General features: G+C 66.7%; 14 protein-coding genes. 6 read left to right on the forward strand and 8 right to left on the reverse strand.

The window, feature by feature from the left end; all coding sequences use genetic code 11:
- Positions 1-56 precede the first annotated feature (56 nt).
- Genes WFI54_RS06520 through WFI54_RS06540 form a run of 5 tightly spaced genes read left to right on the forward strand, consistent with a single transcriptional unit; the run spans position 57 to position 4,882 of the window.
- Positions 57-1,649, forward strand: a complete 1,593-nt coding sequence (locus tag WFI54_RS06520; RefSeq protein ID WP_336651982.1) for an ABC transporter ATP-binding protein — start codon at positions 57-59, stop codon at positions 1,647-1,649.
- Complete coding sequence (locus WFI54_RS06525; RefSeq protein ID WP_336651983.1) at positions 1,646-2,863, forward strand: ABC transporter permease; 1,218 nt, start codon at positions 1,646-1,648, stop codon at positions 2,861-2,863. The genes WFI54_RS06520 and WFI54_RS06525 overlap by 4 nt, the downstream gene beginning before the upstream one ends.
- Positions 2,860-3,774 (forward strand): ABC transporter permease, encoded by a 915-nt coding sequence (locus tag WFI54_RS06530; RefSeq protein ID WP_336651984.1) that lies wholly within the window; start codon positions 2,860-2,862, stop codon positions 3,772-3,774. The genes WFI54_RS06525 and WFI54_RS06530 overlap by 4 nt, the downstream gene beginning before the upstream one ends.
- An 8-nt stretch (positions 3,775-3,782) precedes the next feature.
- Positions 3,783-4,304: a cupin domain-containing protein gene (locus WFI54_RS06535; protein ID WP_336651985.1), complete on the forward strand. Its 522-nt coding sequence runs from the start codon at positions 3,783-3,785 to the stop codon at positions 4,302-4,304.
- Complete coding sequence (locus WFI54_RS06540) at positions 4,301-4,882, forward strand: TetR/AcrR family transcriptional regulator (protein WP_336651986.1); 582 nt, start codon at positions 4,301-4,303, stop codon at positions 4,880-4,882. Before WFI54_RS06535 ends, WFI54_RS06540 begins: the two co-directional genes overlap by 4 nt.
- Here the strand turns inward: WFI54_RS06540 and WFI54_RS06545 are convergent.
- The 4 genes from WFI54_RS06545 to WFI54_RS06560 all read right to left on the reverse strand — a co-directional run bounded on the left by WFI54_RS06545 (position 4,879) and on the right by WFI54_RS06560 (position 9,020).
- Entirely contained in the window at positions 4,879-6,006 is a 1,128-nt protein-coding gene (locus tag WFI54_RS06545) for a DUF1648 domain-containing protein (protein WP_336651987.1), read from the reverse strand. The genes WFI54_RS06540 and WFI54_RS06545 overlap by 4 nt on opposite strands.
- The gene (locus tag WFI54_RS06550) at positions 6,003-6,398 is read right to left on the reverse strand and encodes a GntR family transcriptional regulator (protein ID WP_336651988.1); all 396 of its coding nucleotides are present in this window, start codon (positions 6,396-6,398) and stop codon (positions 6,003-6,005) included. Before WFI54_RS06550 ends, WFI54_RS06545 begins: the two co-directional genes overlap by 4 nt.
- 161 nt (positions 6,399-6,559) lie before the next feature.
- Entirely contained in the window at positions 6,560-7,723 is a 1,164-nt protein-coding gene (locus WFI54_RS06555; RefSeq protein WP_336651989.1) for an acyl-CoA dehydrogenase family protein, read from the reverse strand.
- A 40-nt stretch (positions 7,724-7,763) separates the two neighbouring features.
- Positions 7,764-9,020, reverse strand: a complete 1,257-nt coding sequence (locus WFI54_RS06560; RefSeq protein ID WP_442918499.1) for a CaiB/BaiF CoA transferase family protein — start codon at positions 9,018-9,020, stop codon at positions 7,764-7,766.
- 84 nt (positions 9,021-9,104) lie between these two features.
- Here WFI54_RS06560 and WFI54_RS06565 point away from each other — a divergent pair, with 84 nt between their 5' ends.
- Complete coding sequence (locus tag WFI54_RS06565; protein WP_336651990.1) at positions 9,105-10,670, forward strand: PucR family transcriptional regulator; 1,566 nt, start codon at positions 9,105-9,107, stop codon at positions 10,668-10,670.
- A gap of 5 nt (positions 10,671-10,675) precedes the next feature.
- Here the strand turns inward: WFI54_RS06565 and WFI54_RS06570 are convergent, their stop codons facing one another.
- The 4 genes from WFI54_RS06570 to WFI54_RS06585 all read right to left on the reverse strand — a co-directional run bounded on the left by WFI54_RS06570 (position 10,676) and on the right by WFI54_RS06585 (position 14,725).
- Positions 10,676-10,858, reverse strand: coding sequence for a hypothetical protein (locus WFI54_RS06570; protein WP_336651991.1), 183 nt, complete (start codon positions 10,856-10,858; stop codon positions 10,676-10,678).
- Positions 10,859-10,924: 66 nt separating this feature from the next.
- The gene (locus WFI54_RS06575; protein WP_336651992.1) at positions 10,925-11,545 is read right to left on the reverse strand and encodes a hypothetical protein; all 621 of its coding nucleotides are present in this window, start codon (positions 11,543-11,545) and stop codon (positions 10,925-10,927) included.
- A gap of 26 nt (positions 11,546-11,571) precedes the next feature.
- Positions 11,572-12,078, reverse strand: coding sequence for an amino-acid N-acetyltransferase (locus WFI54_RS06580; protein WP_336651993.1), 507 nt, complete (start codon positions 12,076-12,078; stop codon positions 11,572-11,574).
- 121 nt (positions 12,079-12,199) lie between these two features.
- Positions 12,200-14,725, reverse strand: a complete 2,526-nt coding sequence (locus WFI54_RS06585; protein ID WP_336651994.1) for an ATP-dependent Clp protease ATP-binding subunit — start codon at positions 14,723-14,725, stop codon at positions 12,200-12,202.
- Positions 14,726-14,737 lie beyond the last annotated feature (12 nt).

Below are 14,737 nucleotides of genomic sequence, written 5' to 3' on the forward strand. Positions count from 1 at the left end.
CGGTGGTGTCGCATACACTCAGAACACCCGCAGGGCACACGAATGAAGGAGCGATGATGGTCGCCGAGGTCTCGATGCGCGGCATCACCAAGCGCTTTCCCGGCGTGCTCGCCGATGACAATGTCGACTTCGAAGTCGAAGCCGGCGAGATCCATGCGCTTATGGGCGAGAACGGCGCGGGCAAGTCGATCCTGATGTCGATGCTCGCTGGCGTGTATCAGCCCGATGAGGGCGAGATCTTCATCCGCGGCGAACGCCGCACGCTCTCTTCCCCCCTCGACGCGATCGATGCCGGCATCGGCATGGTCTTCCAGTCGTTCAAGCTTTTCCCCTCGCTCACGATCGCCGAGAATGTCGTGTTCCGTGCCGAACCCACGAAGCGCGGCCTCATCGACCGCAAGGCGGCCAGCCGCAAGGTTGCAGAGATCGCCGAACGCTACGGCCTTTCGATCGATCCCGATGCCCGGGTCGACTCCGTGCCCGTCGGCGTGCTGCAGCGCGTCGAGATCGTGAAGGCCCTGTACCGCGAGGCGCGCGTGCTCATCCTCGACGAGCCCACTGCTGTGCTCACCCCGCAAGAGACCGAGCGCCTGTTCGACGTGCTGCGGGCACTCAGAGCCGATGGCCGCACCATCATCATCATCACCCACAAGCTGGGCGAGGTCATGGCGATCTCCGACAGGGTCACGGTGCTGCGCGATGGGCGCAATGTGGCCCAGCTCGTCACCGCAGACAGCTCTCCTGCCGAAATCACCAGGCATATGACCGGCCGCGATGTCGATCTCACTACCCCGCCCCCAGCGCTGGAGCCGGGCGAGGTGGTGCTTGGCGCGCGAGGTGTCACGGTTCCAGGTGCCGGTGAGCGCGACGCCGTTTCGAACGCCGACCTCTTCGTGCGCTCGGGTGAGATCGTGGGCATCGCCGGTGTCGCCGGCAACGGTCAGGTGGAGCTTGCCGAGGCGATCATCGGCATGCGCCAGGTCAGCTCAGGCACCGTGTCGGTGTCCGGCACCGACCTCTCCCGCGCCACCATCGCGGAGCGCCGCGACGGCGGTATCGCCTACATCCCGGAAGACCGCCACGCTGTCGGCAGTGCCGGTACCGCTGACGCCATCGACAACCTTGCGCTCGGCCACCACCGACGTGCACCGATCCTGCAGCGAGGGCTGCTTTCGCGTTCGGGGATGCTGGAGCACGCCCAGCGGCTGATCAAGCGCTTCGGGGTCAAGATCGCAAGCCCCGCCACCCCCGTCGGCACGCTTTCGGGCGGTAATCTGCAAAAGGTTGTCGTCGCACGCGAGCTCGACTACTGTTCGCCATTGCTCATTGCCGAGCAGCCCACGCGCGGGGTCGATATCGGTGCCATCGAGGCCATCCACCGCGAGCTCTGCGAGTACCGCGATAACGGCGGCGCGCTGCTGCTCATCTCGGCAGAGCTGAGCGAGATCATGTCGCTCTCGTCACGCATCCTCGTCATGTTCGAGGGGCGGATCGTGGCCGAGGTGCCCAAGCACGAGGCGAACGACGCCCTGTTGGGCCTGTACATGGCAGGCCACGAACCCGAGGAACGGCATCGTCCAGGTGCGTTCGCCGATGCGCTCGCAGCGTCGACGGCTTCGACGAACCATGAGAAGGGAGCCGCCCTGTGAGCGCTCTGCAGAGAGTCGGCCGCTGGCTCGCGGGGCCGATCCCGGTCTCGATCGTGCTGGCCTTCCTGATCGGCGCATGCTTCATGCTGATCGCGGGAGTCGATCCGCTGAACGGGTATGCCGCGATGCTGCAGGGGTCGTTCGGCACCGGTGCCGGCCTTGCGAACACGCTGCAGCGGGCCGTTCCGATCATCGGTATCGGCATCGCCATCGCCATCGCTTTCCGCGCCGGCGTGCTGAATCTCGGCACCGAGGGGCAGGCCGGGCTCGGGGCCCTCGCAGGCGGCATCGTTGCGATCTACGTGCCGGGCCCCGGCCTGCTGGTGCTGCTGCTCGCGCTCGTCACCGCCGTTGTCGTGGGCGCGGCCTGGGGGCTTATCGCCGCCGTGCTGCAGAACCTGCTCGGCGTGCCGATCCTGCTCTCGACGCTGCTATTGAACTACCCGGCCCGCTACTTCTCGTCGTGGCTCATCAGGTTCCGGCTCGACGAGTCGAGTTCGGATCTCGTGGCCAGTGATCAGGTGCGACCCGAGGTGCAGCTCTCCATGATCGTGCCTCGCGACTCGGGCTTCGCCGAGACGCTGCGCAGCAGCCTCGGCGCCACGAATCCGCTCACAATGGTGCTCACCGGTGTCAACTGGTCGCTGATCGTGCTGATCCTCGTGGTCATCGCGACGATCTTCATGAACCGGCGCACGCGCTACGGCTTCGAGTCCGGGCTCAGCGGGCAAAACGCCGAGTTCGTGCGCTACGGGGGCGTGAAGCCAGGCCCGCTCGTGCTGCGCACAATGGCGCTCTCCGGCGGCCTCGCGGGCGCTTTCGGCCTCATGCTGGTGATCGGAGCACCCAACACGCGCCTGATCGAGGGATACTTCGTGCAGACCAACTACGCCTGGACTGCGCTGCTCGTCACCCTGCTCGCGCTCTACCGCCCTGTCGGCATCGTGATCGCAGGCACCTTCTTCGCCGCGATCATGGTGGGCAGCGACGCGATGGGTCGTGAGCTCGGGCTGTCGCCCCAGATCGCCGCTGTGATCCAGGCGCTCGTCATCATCCTGCTCGCGTTCCGCGTGGCATTGCCGCGCTTCCGTCGCACGAGGGCTGCCGCAGACGGTGCCACCGCTCCCCCGCCGGCCAACCCGCAACCGGCGCTCTCCGGGGCCGGCGTCACCGACACGGCCGCTTCCGCTTCCGAGAAGGAGTCCGAGCGATGAACTTCCTCGACCTGTTCGACCAGGATCTCGTCTCCTCAGTGCTGCGCTCCCTGATCCCGATTCTGCTGGCCGCCCTGGGCGGCATGCTCGCCGAGCGTGTCGGCATCTTCAATATCGGCCTTGAGGGCATGATCCTCGTCGGCGCTTTCAGCGGCGTCGCCGCATCGTTCTTCGCGCATAACTGGATCGTCGGCGTGATCGTCGCGATGCTCGCCGGTGCCCTGTTCTCGCTGATCCTGGGCTACGGTGCGGTCTACCGCAAGGGCGACCCCATCGTGCTCGCGATTGCGATGAACATCCTCGCAGTTGGCATGACGAGCTTCCTGCTCGTCGCCATCTTCGATGTGCAGGGTGTGTTCCAGGATCCGGGAATCGACGGCATTCCGGTGTGGCGCATCCCCGTGCTCGCAGACATTCCCGTGCTCGGTGCCCTGTTCTCGCTCACCCCGCTCGGCTATATTGCGCTGCTGCTGGTGCCGGCACTCTGGATCGTGCTCTTCCGCACGCCCCTCGGCCTGCGGCTGCGCGGCGTCGGCGAGCGGCCCCTCGCCGCGGCCACGATGGGTGTCAACCCGCAGCGCTACCAGCTGGGCGCCGTGATTGCCTCGGGCGCGCTCGCCGGCCTCGGCGGGGCGCAACTCGCACTCGGCAATGTGGTGCAGTTCACCGAGAACATGTCGGCGGGTCGCGGATGGATCGCCGTGGTCGCCGTCATGCTCGCTCGCGCCCACCCGGTGGGCGTGCTCGGTGCGGCGCTGCTGTTCGGCTTCGCCGATGCGATCGGGTTCCGCCTGCAGTCCTTCGGCCTGCCGCAGCAGCTCACCGATGCCGGCCCCTACGTGGTGACCCTGATCGTGCTCATCCTCATGAGCAAGCGCTTCCGTAAGACCCGCGAAGCTGCGCTCGCGTGAGCCCGGAGATGGCTGACGAATCAGTTCCCGCTGCACTGCCTCCCGAGGCGGCGCAATGGGTGCAGCACCTCGGGCTCGAACCGCTCGAACACGAGGGCGGCCTGTTCAAACGCATGCACCTCGACGAGCACTCAAGCGCCATCTACTATCTGCTCGCCGACCCCGATTTCTCGGCGCTGCACTCCCTCGACGCCGTCGAGGTCTACCACTGGTACGCGGGTGCACCGCTCAATCTGCTCCTGCTGCACCCCGATGGCAGGGTCGAGCACCGACTCCTCGGGCCTGACCCGGAAGCAGGTCAGCTGCCGCAGCTCGTGGTGCCCCCGGGGGTGATGCAAGGCTCGTCTTCGCTCGGTTCCTGGTCGCTCGTCGGCACGACGATGTCCCCGCCGTTCACCTGGGAAGGCTTCGAACTCGGTGAGCGCGACACCCTCCAGCGGCGCTACCCCGAAGCTGCCGATCGCATCGCCGAACTCACGCGTCCGGTTCCCGGTGCTTCCTCGGATCCGCGCACTAAGGTAGTCCTATGACCGACGCGAGAATCGTGCGAACCCGTGCCGCGCTGAATCGCGCGATCATCAATCTCGCCTCCGAGAAGGCCGTTCCCAGTATCACCGTCTCCGAGCTTGCCGCCGAGGCCGGCATCAACAGGGTCACCTTCTACAAGCATTTCACCACGCCTGCCGAGGCCCTGGGCGCGGCGCTCAACCTCGATCTCGATCAGGCGCGCACCCACTTCATTGAGAGCTACGCTGCAACGGAAACCGATCCCGTCGATCTGTTCCGCACGAGCGTCAGCAAGGTGCTCGATCACATCGACCGGAACCGCACCCTCTACGAGCTATCGATCGACTCGCAGCAGGATGGCACCATTCCCAACATCCTGGCCGACCACTTCACCGCGACTCTTGAGCAGTATCTCGAGAGTCGCGCTCAGTTCGAGCCACCGCTGCCCGATGTCGACCGCAGCATCGTTGCCCGCTTCTTCGCGCACGGCCTCGTCGGTGCCATCAAGGCCTGGCTGCTGAGCGGCTCTTCCGAGCACGACGAGGTGCTGAGCGCGATTGTGGCTCTCGCACCCTCCTGGTGGTTCCCCGAGCCGCGCTAAGCCTGCTCGGGCTCTGCCGCCCGCTGCGCAGCGGCGGCGAGCACCGACGCCGCGGTCTCGGAGTCGTCGAGCGTAATGGCGAAGATCCGCCCATCGGCGCGCGTCGCAATCAGCGCCTCGCCCGCACGCATCACGATGCCGAATCGGCCGGGCATCCAGCGCAGCCCCCAGCCACCGAACTCGCCGAGTGGGTTGACCTCGGCGGCTTCGACGCTGCGCACATCGCTTGCCGGGAGGCGGATCACGGGCCAGCCGAGCACTGATCGGGCCTCGAGCCCGCGATCATCGATCCGCACCCGGAACCAGAGCGTCGTTGCGAACAGCACAACAATGAGCAGCAGGATGAGCAGCATCATGACTCGCGTGGCGATCACCGCACCGCGCTCGTCGGGTTCGAAGGGGGTGAGAAACACGAGCACGGTCACGGCGGCGAGCAGCAGCACCGTCGAGCCGACCAACCACAGCAGGCCTTTCGCGGGCCGCACCTCCCCCAACCACACCGCACGCTCACGCTCGGCGAGCGGCAGCGGGGCGCTCTCGAGCACAACATCCCGAGGGATGCTGACGCGCGGTTGCACGAACCATCCCACCGCCGTTACGAGCACCCACACCCCGAAGGCGAGCAGCATGGCCCCACCGATGCCGGAGGCATCCTGGGCGTCGTCGAGATCGAGCTGCACCACGACCGACGCGACGATTGTGATGGTGAAGAACACGGCATAGCCGAAGGAGAATGCCGCGAGAAAGCGCTGCACCCCAGACCATACGGGCAGCACCCGCTTGGGTGAGGCGGCCGGGATTCGGGCGCTGTAGGCGACAAACACCCACATCAGCGCCACGATGCCGTAGCCGACGAGCACCGGCAGCCAGACATAGGTCCAGGGTGAGCCGAAGCCATTCGGGCCGCTGCCGCTCCAGTGCGTCGCAGCGGGGTTCGGGATGCGAGGCATCCACACAAGCACGGTGATGATTGCCCCGGTGAGCACGGCGAGCGGCAGCAGCAGACCCACCACACAAGCCGCTCGCTTGGCGCGCCGCAGGTCTACCTGCTGCTGCGCTGAGAGTGCGCCGTTGAGATCTGAGCCGTCGGCGCTTACGGCGCGGAGGTGTCGTCGCCCGCTCATGCGGCCACCTCGTTCGTCGCGAGGCCGAGGGGCGGCTGCGGCTCGGGAGATGTCTCGGCAACGAGCGCCGCAAGCAGCGTGGGGCCCACGCCGAGCCGAGCGGCGTGATCGACGAGCGCGCGCACCTCACCGCGCAGTTCGACGAGCCCCGCGGCCGCGGAGGTGACCACGGCCCCGCGTCGCCGTTTCAGGTCGATCAACCCCTCATCGCGCAGCTGCTGGTAGGCGCGCAACACGGTATGCACATTGATGCCGAGACCAGTGGCCACCTCGCGTGCGGGCGGAAGCCCCCCGCCTGGGGCGATGCGGCCGCTCACCACATCGGCGCGCACGGAGTCGGCGATCTGCGTGTAGATGGGGCGATCGCTCGCCTCGTTGATCCGAATCAGCACAGCAATAACTCTACATCAAATAGAATTATTGCGTGATGCTGGACCCGCATCGTTCCTTCTGGCCACCGTCTGAAAATATGGGATCTGCCGTACATATGCCAGGTCCACCCTGAACCCACATATATACGGCAGATCCCATACCGTCGCAGCCTGTCTGACCCCTAGAACGCGGCGATACCCGTCAGCTCGCGGCCGATCACCAGCTGGTGCACCTCATCCGTGCCCTCGTAGGTGCGCACCGACTCGAGGTTCGCCATGTGGCGCATCACCGGGAAATCGCTCGTGATGCCGTCACCGCCGAGGATCGCACGCGCGGTGCCTGCGATCTTGATCGCCTCACGCACATTGTTGAGCTTGCCAACCGAGATCTGGCCGTACGTCAGATTGCCGGCATCCTTCAAACGTCCGAGGTGCAGCGCGAGCAGCAGGCCCTTCTCGTACTCCACGAACATGTCGGCGAGCTTCGCCTGGATGATCTGCTTGCCACCGATCGGGGTACCGAACACCTCACGCTCCTGCGAGCGGGTCACAGCAGCCTCGAGGCACGAGCGGGCAGCACCCATCACACCCCAGGCGATGCCGTAACGCGCCTCGTTGAGGCACTTAAACGGTGAGGAAAGCCCCTTCGAACCCGGCAGAATCGCGTCGGCGGGCAGGCGCACATCGTTCAGCTCGATCTCGGTCTGCAGCGAAGCCCGCATGGAGAGCTTGTTCTCGATCGCGGTGGCTTTGAAACCGGGGGTGTCGGTCGGCACCACGAAGCCGCGCACGATGCCCTCCTCATCCTTCGCCCAGATCACGCCGACCTGAGCAATGGTGGCAAGACCGATCCACCGCTTCTTGCCGTTGAGCACCCACTCATCACCATCACGGCGGGCAGTGGTGAGCATGGTGTTGGGGTCGGATCCACCCTGGGGTTCGGTGAGCCCGAAGAAGCCCACGGCCTCGCCGCGCCCCATCGCCGGGAGCCACTGCTGCTTCTGCTCTTCCGAACCGAACTTGTAGATCGCGCCCATCGCGAGCGAACCCTGCACCGAGAGCGCCGTGCGGAACCCGGAATCAACAGCCTCGAACTCCATCGCCACGAGACCGTAGGCCACCGACGACGCACCCTTCAGCCCGTAGCCGTGCATGTACATGCCGAAGGCACCGAACTCGCCCACCTCGGGCAGCAGCTCGACGGGCAGACGGCGATCTTCGAACGCCTGATCGATGATCGGGCGGATCCGCGTCTGTGCGAACTCTCGCGCGCGCAGCTGCCACTCCCGCTCCTCCTCGGTAACAAAATCGGAGACGTTGAACAGCGTGTCGATGGTGGTGGTCATGGGGTGTCCTTTGCTCGGCGGGAAGGTATGGGGTTCGTGACTAGCGCGACAGCCAGACGGCACTCTGGTGCTCGCCCACGGCTGGTGGTGGTGTCTCGTAGCGGGCGGGAGTATCGGAGAGGTGGATCGGCGTGGCGACCGAGCGCAGCACGTGCTGGTGCCCATCGGGGCCTGTTGCGACGGTCTCTGCGACCGGGTCAAGACCGAGCGAGTCGGCGAGCTCGATCGCCTGGGCGATGGTGTTCACGCGGCCTGCGGGAATGTTCGCGGCGGTGAAGGCCTCGATCCACTCGGCTGCGGGCCGTGTGCGCAGCGGCGCTTCGAGGGCGGCGCGCAGCTCGGCGCGGTGCGCCACACGCTCGGGGTTGCTCGCGTAGCGGGGGTCGGCGGCGAGCTCGGGCACCCCGAGCACCTCGCAGAGCCTGCCGAACTGACCGTCGGTGCCCACGGCGAGGGCGATCGCCTGGTCGGCGGCTTCGAGCGTCTCGTAGGGCGAGATCGAGGGGTGCGCGTTGCCCATGCGCCCCGGCGAGTCGCCGGTTTCCAGCGTCGACGAGGCCTGGTTCGCGAGGGCGGAGAGCAGCGAACCGAGCAGGGTGACCTTGACGTGCTGGCCACGGCCGGTGCCCGGCTGATCCGCGCCACCGTCGCGGGCGCGCAGCGCAGCCTGAATGCCGATCACCGAGTTGAGACCCGTGAGAATATCGACCAGTGCAACACCCACCTTGGTGGGTTCGCCGCCGGCCTCATCGGCCTGACCGGTGATGCTCATGAGCCCGCCGACGGCCTGCACCAGGAGGTCGTAGCCGGGCAGCTCGCGCCCGGCGGCGTCGCCGAAGCCGGAGATGGAGCAGTAGACCACGCCTGGGTTCTCGGCGGCAACGGCGTCGTAGCCAAGCCCGAACTTCTCCATGGTGCCCGGCTTGAAGTTCTCGATGACCACGTCGGCCGTGCGGGCCAGCTCGGCGGCACGCGCAATGCCCTCGGGGTCGCGCAGGTCGCACACAACCGAGCGCTTGCCGCGGTTGACGCCGGCGAAGTAGGTGCTCTGGCCGACGGCGTTCACGGGGGGTCGCCACTGCCGGGTGCCGTCGCCCTCCGGGCTTTCGATCTTGATGACATCGGCACCGAGGTCGGCGAGAATCATTGTGGCGTGCGGGCCCGCGAGCACGCGGGAGAAATCGGCGACGCGGATCCCCGAGAGCGCGCCTCGGGGTTCGCCTGCGGGGGCGGACTCGGCTGAGGCACCCGCGCGGGATGAACTCGGGTTCGGATCGGTGCGCGTTTCGTCGTTCACACCGTCAGTCTATGGATCACGGGCGCGCAGACTTGCAGCATCCTTGCATAGCCTCCGGTCTCACACTTGTGCAAGAATCACCCTATGGCCACGCTCTCCGACTTGCTCTCCCTGCCCGATCTCGGGCTGCGACTCATCCAGGCAGGTTCCGGTGATCCCGAGATCAGTTGGAGCTCAGTCACCGAGTTGCTCGACCTCAGCGGCTACCTCGACGGCGGCGAGATCATCATGACCACAGGGCTCGCCCTCGCCCCAGACGACGCCCGCTGGCGCGACTTCGTCGCCAGCCTCAGCCGCGCGCGAGTCGCAGCAATCGGCTTCGGCATCGGCGTCAACCACGACCGTGTGCCCCAACCGCTCATCGCCGCAGCGAGCATGTATCGGGTGGCACTCTTCGAAATCCCCCTCCCCGTGCCCTTCATCGCGGTGAGCAAAGCCATCGCCGCCCTCATCAGAGCCGACGAACTGCGCGCAGCCCGCGGCGCGCTGCAAGCGCAGCAGCGGCTCCTTGACGGGGCCAGAGGCGGCCAGCGCCCGGCCGAGGTCCTCGCCAGCGTCGCACAGGCAACGGGCAGGCAGCTCGCGCTCGTCGCCTCCGACGGTGCCGTGCTTGCCTGCACCGCAGGCTTCGCCGCCGCGAACGAGACCGGCGGCGCCGAGCACATCGCACTCGACCGAGAATCCTCGCTGCGGCTCGCGGTCGCAGGCAACACCCCCCTGACCCCAGAGGGGCACGCCGTCATCGCCGCCGGGTCGATGGTGCTCAGCCTCAGCCTGCGGGGCGACAGCGCGGAAGAGACCCGCGAGCGAGAACGCTGGGAACGACTCGCCGCAACACTGCTCGCAGGCGGCGGATCGCCAGCCTCTGTCGCAATCTTGGCCCCCTCGCTCGAACTCCCTGAGCGGCTGCGGGCAATCGCGGTGCAGGGCCGAGCAGAAGACGTGGCCGCCTGGCGCCGACGCCCGCGCAGCGGCCTCGACAGGCTCATCGCACCGGCAAGCGAGCACCCCGCAGCGCCCGGCCTCGCCCTCGCCTGGCAGCTGTGCGCCGATACCGAAACCGCCATCGAGCAGTGCCTCTCGGCCGCGAAACGTCACGATCTCGATGTTGTGGTGGGCCGCCCCGGCCGCCTGAGCGAGATTCCCGTGAGCCGACGCTCGGCCGCAGCCCGCCTGCGCGCACTCTCGGCCACGGCGCCGCTGTACACAGCCCCCCGAGTGCCGCAAACCGTGTGGGCCGATCGCGACACCCCGCTGCTCGAGGCCCTGCTGGCGCTCGGAGGCGCGGATCCCGCAACTGGCGGATCCGCCACCGCGAACACCCCCGCTGGATCCGCGCCCGCACCCAGCCACGCCACCGTCACCCCCGCGCTCCGCGACGCCCTCAGCGAGCGCGTGCTCGGGCCGCTCTCACTGCGCGATCCCGGGCTCGGCGAGAGCGAACGCGACATGCTGCGCGACACCCTGCGCGCTGTCTTCGACGCCGATGGTCAGCGCGGCCCCGCAGCCGCAGGGCTCGGCATCCATCGGAACACGCTGCGCGACAGACTCACGCGCATCGAACGAATCACCTCGCGGTCACTCTCCGACCCCGATGACAGGGCAGAGCTGTGGCTCGCACTGCGCCTCGAAGACCTCTCGATGCGGTGATCGCGTCAGGAGCCCGCTACGGGTTCAGGCCCACCAGCAGCCTCAGACGGCTCGTGGAGCGCGTGCAACGCACCGCGGATGTCTCCGTGCAGGAAATCATCGATGAGTTCGTCGACGGCGACGGCTTCATCGGTGCCCTGGGGAATCTCAACCCGGATGCCAGTCTCTGAAACCTTTTTCTTGTCCATGCCTCACCATAACCCCAATGGGGCCTCTTGCGCAGCACCACTCGCCGAATCGTCAGCCTGGGTCGCTCAGTACAGCAGGAACTGCGCCGTGCCCGTTCCCTGCGCTCCGGCAGCTGCGACGCGCAAATGATATGAGGCGCCACCCGCGGCGACAGGGTCACGGGTGATCTCGCAGGTCTCCGGGCTCGAACGAGTGCGATCCCACGCCACAGGCTCCGTCTCAAGCGACTCACCCGGCGCGATGATCACAGCGAGGTGTTCGGGATTCTGCTGACAATCGACCGAGCGCCAGACTTCATCGTCGCCGCTCGTCACGGCGAACTCCATCCCAGCGGTGCCGAGATCGGCCGAGCAGGCCTCCTCGCCCGTGTTCTGCACCGTCAGCGAGAAATGCGGCAGCTCGCCCCCGGCATAGTCTGTCTTGTCGGTCACCGGCGTAACCTGCAGCTGCCCCTCATTGCACACCGGCGTCTCACCGTCAGCCGCAGCCTTCTTCGCGTCAGCGGCCGCAAGATCGCTGGGCACCTCGACTTCGCGCGCGCTCTGCGCACTGCCGCTGGCGCCCGGCTTCACAAACACGAGCACCACTACGGCGATCACGGCGAGCAACCCGGCAAGCACCAGGATCCGCCGCCTCACGTAGACCTTCCGGTCCTTCGGCCCGACAGGATTGCGCAGCGTCGACATAGCGTCAGCGTATCCCCGAACGCTCCCTAGAGACGCTTCAACATGCGCGTGTTGCCGAGCGTGTTGGGCTTCACACGGGCGAGATCAAGGAACTCAGCCACGCCCTCATCGCTTGAACGCAGCAGCTCGGCGTAGACATCGGCGGCCACGAGCGCAGTGTTCTCACTCACCTCCGCGAAACCATGCCTGCTGAAGAACTCGGTTTCGAAGGTGAGGCAGAACAGCTGGGCCAGGCCGAGCTCGCGGGCACGCACCTCAAGCGCCTCAAGGAGGCGGTGCCCGATGCCGCGGCCGAGCCAGTCTTCAGACACCCCGAGAGTGCGCACCTCGCCGAGACGCTCCCACATCACATGCACCGCACCGTAACCGATGACTCGGTCGGAGGCATCAGTTGCGACCAGGAACTCGGGCACGGCAGCGTAGAGATCGACGAGGTCTTTCCCCAGCAGAATGCGTCGCGCTACGAGCGGCTCCATGAGCGCGACGATGTGCGGCACGTCGTCCGTGCGCGCGCTGCGGATGCTGATCTCCATCCCTCCAGCCTACTGCGCTTCCACACTTGCCCTTTTCCGCGGCAGTCGAAGGGCTGAATCGCAAGCACCCCCAGACACGCCGAAGGGCCCGCCTTCTGGCGGGCCCTTCGTGGTGCGCGTACTACTCGGTGGTGCCGGGGGTGGCGGCCGTCGACGCCACGGCAGCGGCCGCAGCGGCCGAGGAGTCGCCGTGCGCCTTCTCGGAGTTGCGATCGGTCTCGAAGGTGAACTCACCATTTTCGAAGCCGATCTTCACGAGGTCGCCTGCCAGCAGCTCGGCGCCGAGGATGCGCTCGGAGAGGCGATCCTCGATCTCGCGCTGCATGGCGCGACGCAGCGGACGTGCACCGAGCGAAGGGTCGTAGCCCAATTCGGCGAGGCGCTCGCGAGCCGGCTGCGACATTTCGAGATGCATATCGCGGTCGAGCAGGCGGTCCTTCAGCTGCTTCACGAAGAGGTCGACGATCTGCAGCAGTTCGGGCTTGGTGAGCTGCGGGAACACGATGGTGTCGTCGACGCGGTTCAGGAACTCGGGCTTGAAGTGCTTCTTCAGCTCCTCGTTGACCTTGCCCTTCATCGACTCGTAGCCGACCGAGGAGTCACCCTCGAGCTGGAAACCGACGGGGCCGCCGGCGATCGCGCTCGAACCGAGGTTGGTCGTCATGATGATGACCGTGTTCTTGAAGTCGATCACACGACCCTGGCCGTCGGTGAGGCGACCCTCTTCGAGGATCTGCAGCAGCGAGTTGAAGATGTCCGGGTGGGCCTTCTCGATCTCGTCGAAGAGCACGACCGAGAACGGCCGGCGACGCACCTTCTCAGTGAGCTGGCCACCCTCTTCGAAGCCCACGAATCCTGGGGGTGCACCGAAGAGACGCGACACGGTGTGCTTCTCTCCGTACTCGGACATGTCGAGCGAGATCAGCGCATCCTCGTCGTCGAATAGGAACTCGGCGAGCGCCTTCGCGAGCTCGGTCTTGCCGACACCGGTGGGGCCGGCGAAGATGAAGGAGCCCGAGGGGCGCTTCGGATCTTTGAGGCCGGCGCGCTGACGGCGGATCGTCTTGGCGAGCGCGGCGATGGCTTCGTTCTGACCGATAACGCGCTGGTGCAGGGCCTCCTCCATGAAGCGCAGCCGAGAGGTCTCCTCCTCGGTGAGCTTGAAGACGGGGATGCCGGTGGCCTGCGCGAGCACCTCGGCGATCAGCCCCTCGTCGACCTCGGCCTTAGTGGCGACGTCGCCTGAGCGCCACTGCTTCTCGAGCCGCAGTCGCTCGGCGATGAGCTTCTTCTCTTCGTCGCGCTTGTTCGCCGCGGCTTCGAAGTCTTGCCCCTCGATCGCCTTTTCCTTGTCGGCGCGCACCACAGCGATCTTCTCATCGAATTCGCGCAGCTCGGGCGGGCTCGACAGGATCGACAGGCGCAGGCGGGCACCGGCCTCGTCGATCAGGTCGATGGCCTTGTCGGGGAGGTAGCGATCCTGCACGTAGCGGTCGGCGAGGTTCACGGCGGCGACGATCGCACCGTCGGTGATCGACACCTTGTGGTGAGCTTCGTAGCGATCGCGCAGGCCCTTGAGAATGTTGATCGAGTGCGGCAGCGACGGCTCGTTCACCATGATCGACTGGAAGCGGCGCTCGAGCGCGGCATCCTTCTCGAAGTGCTTGCGGAACTCGTCGAGCGTGGTAGCACCGATGGTCTGCAGTTCGCCGCGTGCGAGCATCGGCTTCAGGATGTTCGCCGCGTCGATGGCCCCCTCGGCGGCACCCGCACCCACGAGAGTGTGGATCTCGTCGATGAAGATGATGATGTCGCCACGGTTGCGAATCTCCTTGGTGACCTTCTTCAGGCGCTCCTCGAAGTCGCCGCGGTAGCGGCTGCCGGCGATCATGGAGCCGAGGTCGAGCACGTAGACCTGCTTGTCCTTGAGCGTCTCGGGCACTTCGCCCTTGACGATGGCCTGGGCGAGGCCTTCGACGACGGCGGTCTTGCCGACGCCGGGCTCGCCGATCAGCACGGGGTTGTTCTTGGAGCGGCGCGAGAGGATCTGCATGACCCGCTCGACCTCTTTCTCGCGCCCGATCACGGGGTCGAGCTTGCCTTCGCGGGCAGCCTGGGTGAGGTTGCGGCCGAAGTTGTCGAGCACCTGCGAGCCCTTGGGATCGCTCTGCTGCTCGGGGGCACCCACTGTGGCGCTCTCTTTGCCGGCCTGGTAGCCGGAGAGCAGCTGGATCACGGTCTGGCGCACACGGTTGAGGTCAGCGCCCAGCTTCACAAGCACCTGGGCTGCGACACCCTCACCCTCGCGGATCAGGCCGAGCAGGATGTGCTCGGTACCGATGTAGTTGTGCCCCAACTGCAGCGCTTCGCGCAGGCTCAGCTCGAGCACCTTCTTTGCGCGCGGCGTGAAGGGAATGTGCCCCTGCGGCGGCTGCTGGCCGGTGCCGATGATGTCGGTCACCTGCGCGCGCACAGCGTCGAGCGAGATATCGAGCTGCTCCAGCGCCTTGGCTGCGACGCCTTCTCCCTCGTGGATCAGGCCGAGCAGGATGTGCTCGGTGCCGATGTAGTTGTGATTGAGCATCTTCGCCTCTTCTTGGGCGAGCACAACCACTCGTCGGGCGCGATCGGTGAATCTCTCGAACATCAATAACCTCCT

The sequence above is a fragment of the Leucobacter sp. MMO-125 genome (genome assembly GCF_037148395.1).
Lineage (GTDB): Bacteria > Actinomycetota > Actinomycetes > Actinomycetales > Microbacteriaceae > Leucobacter.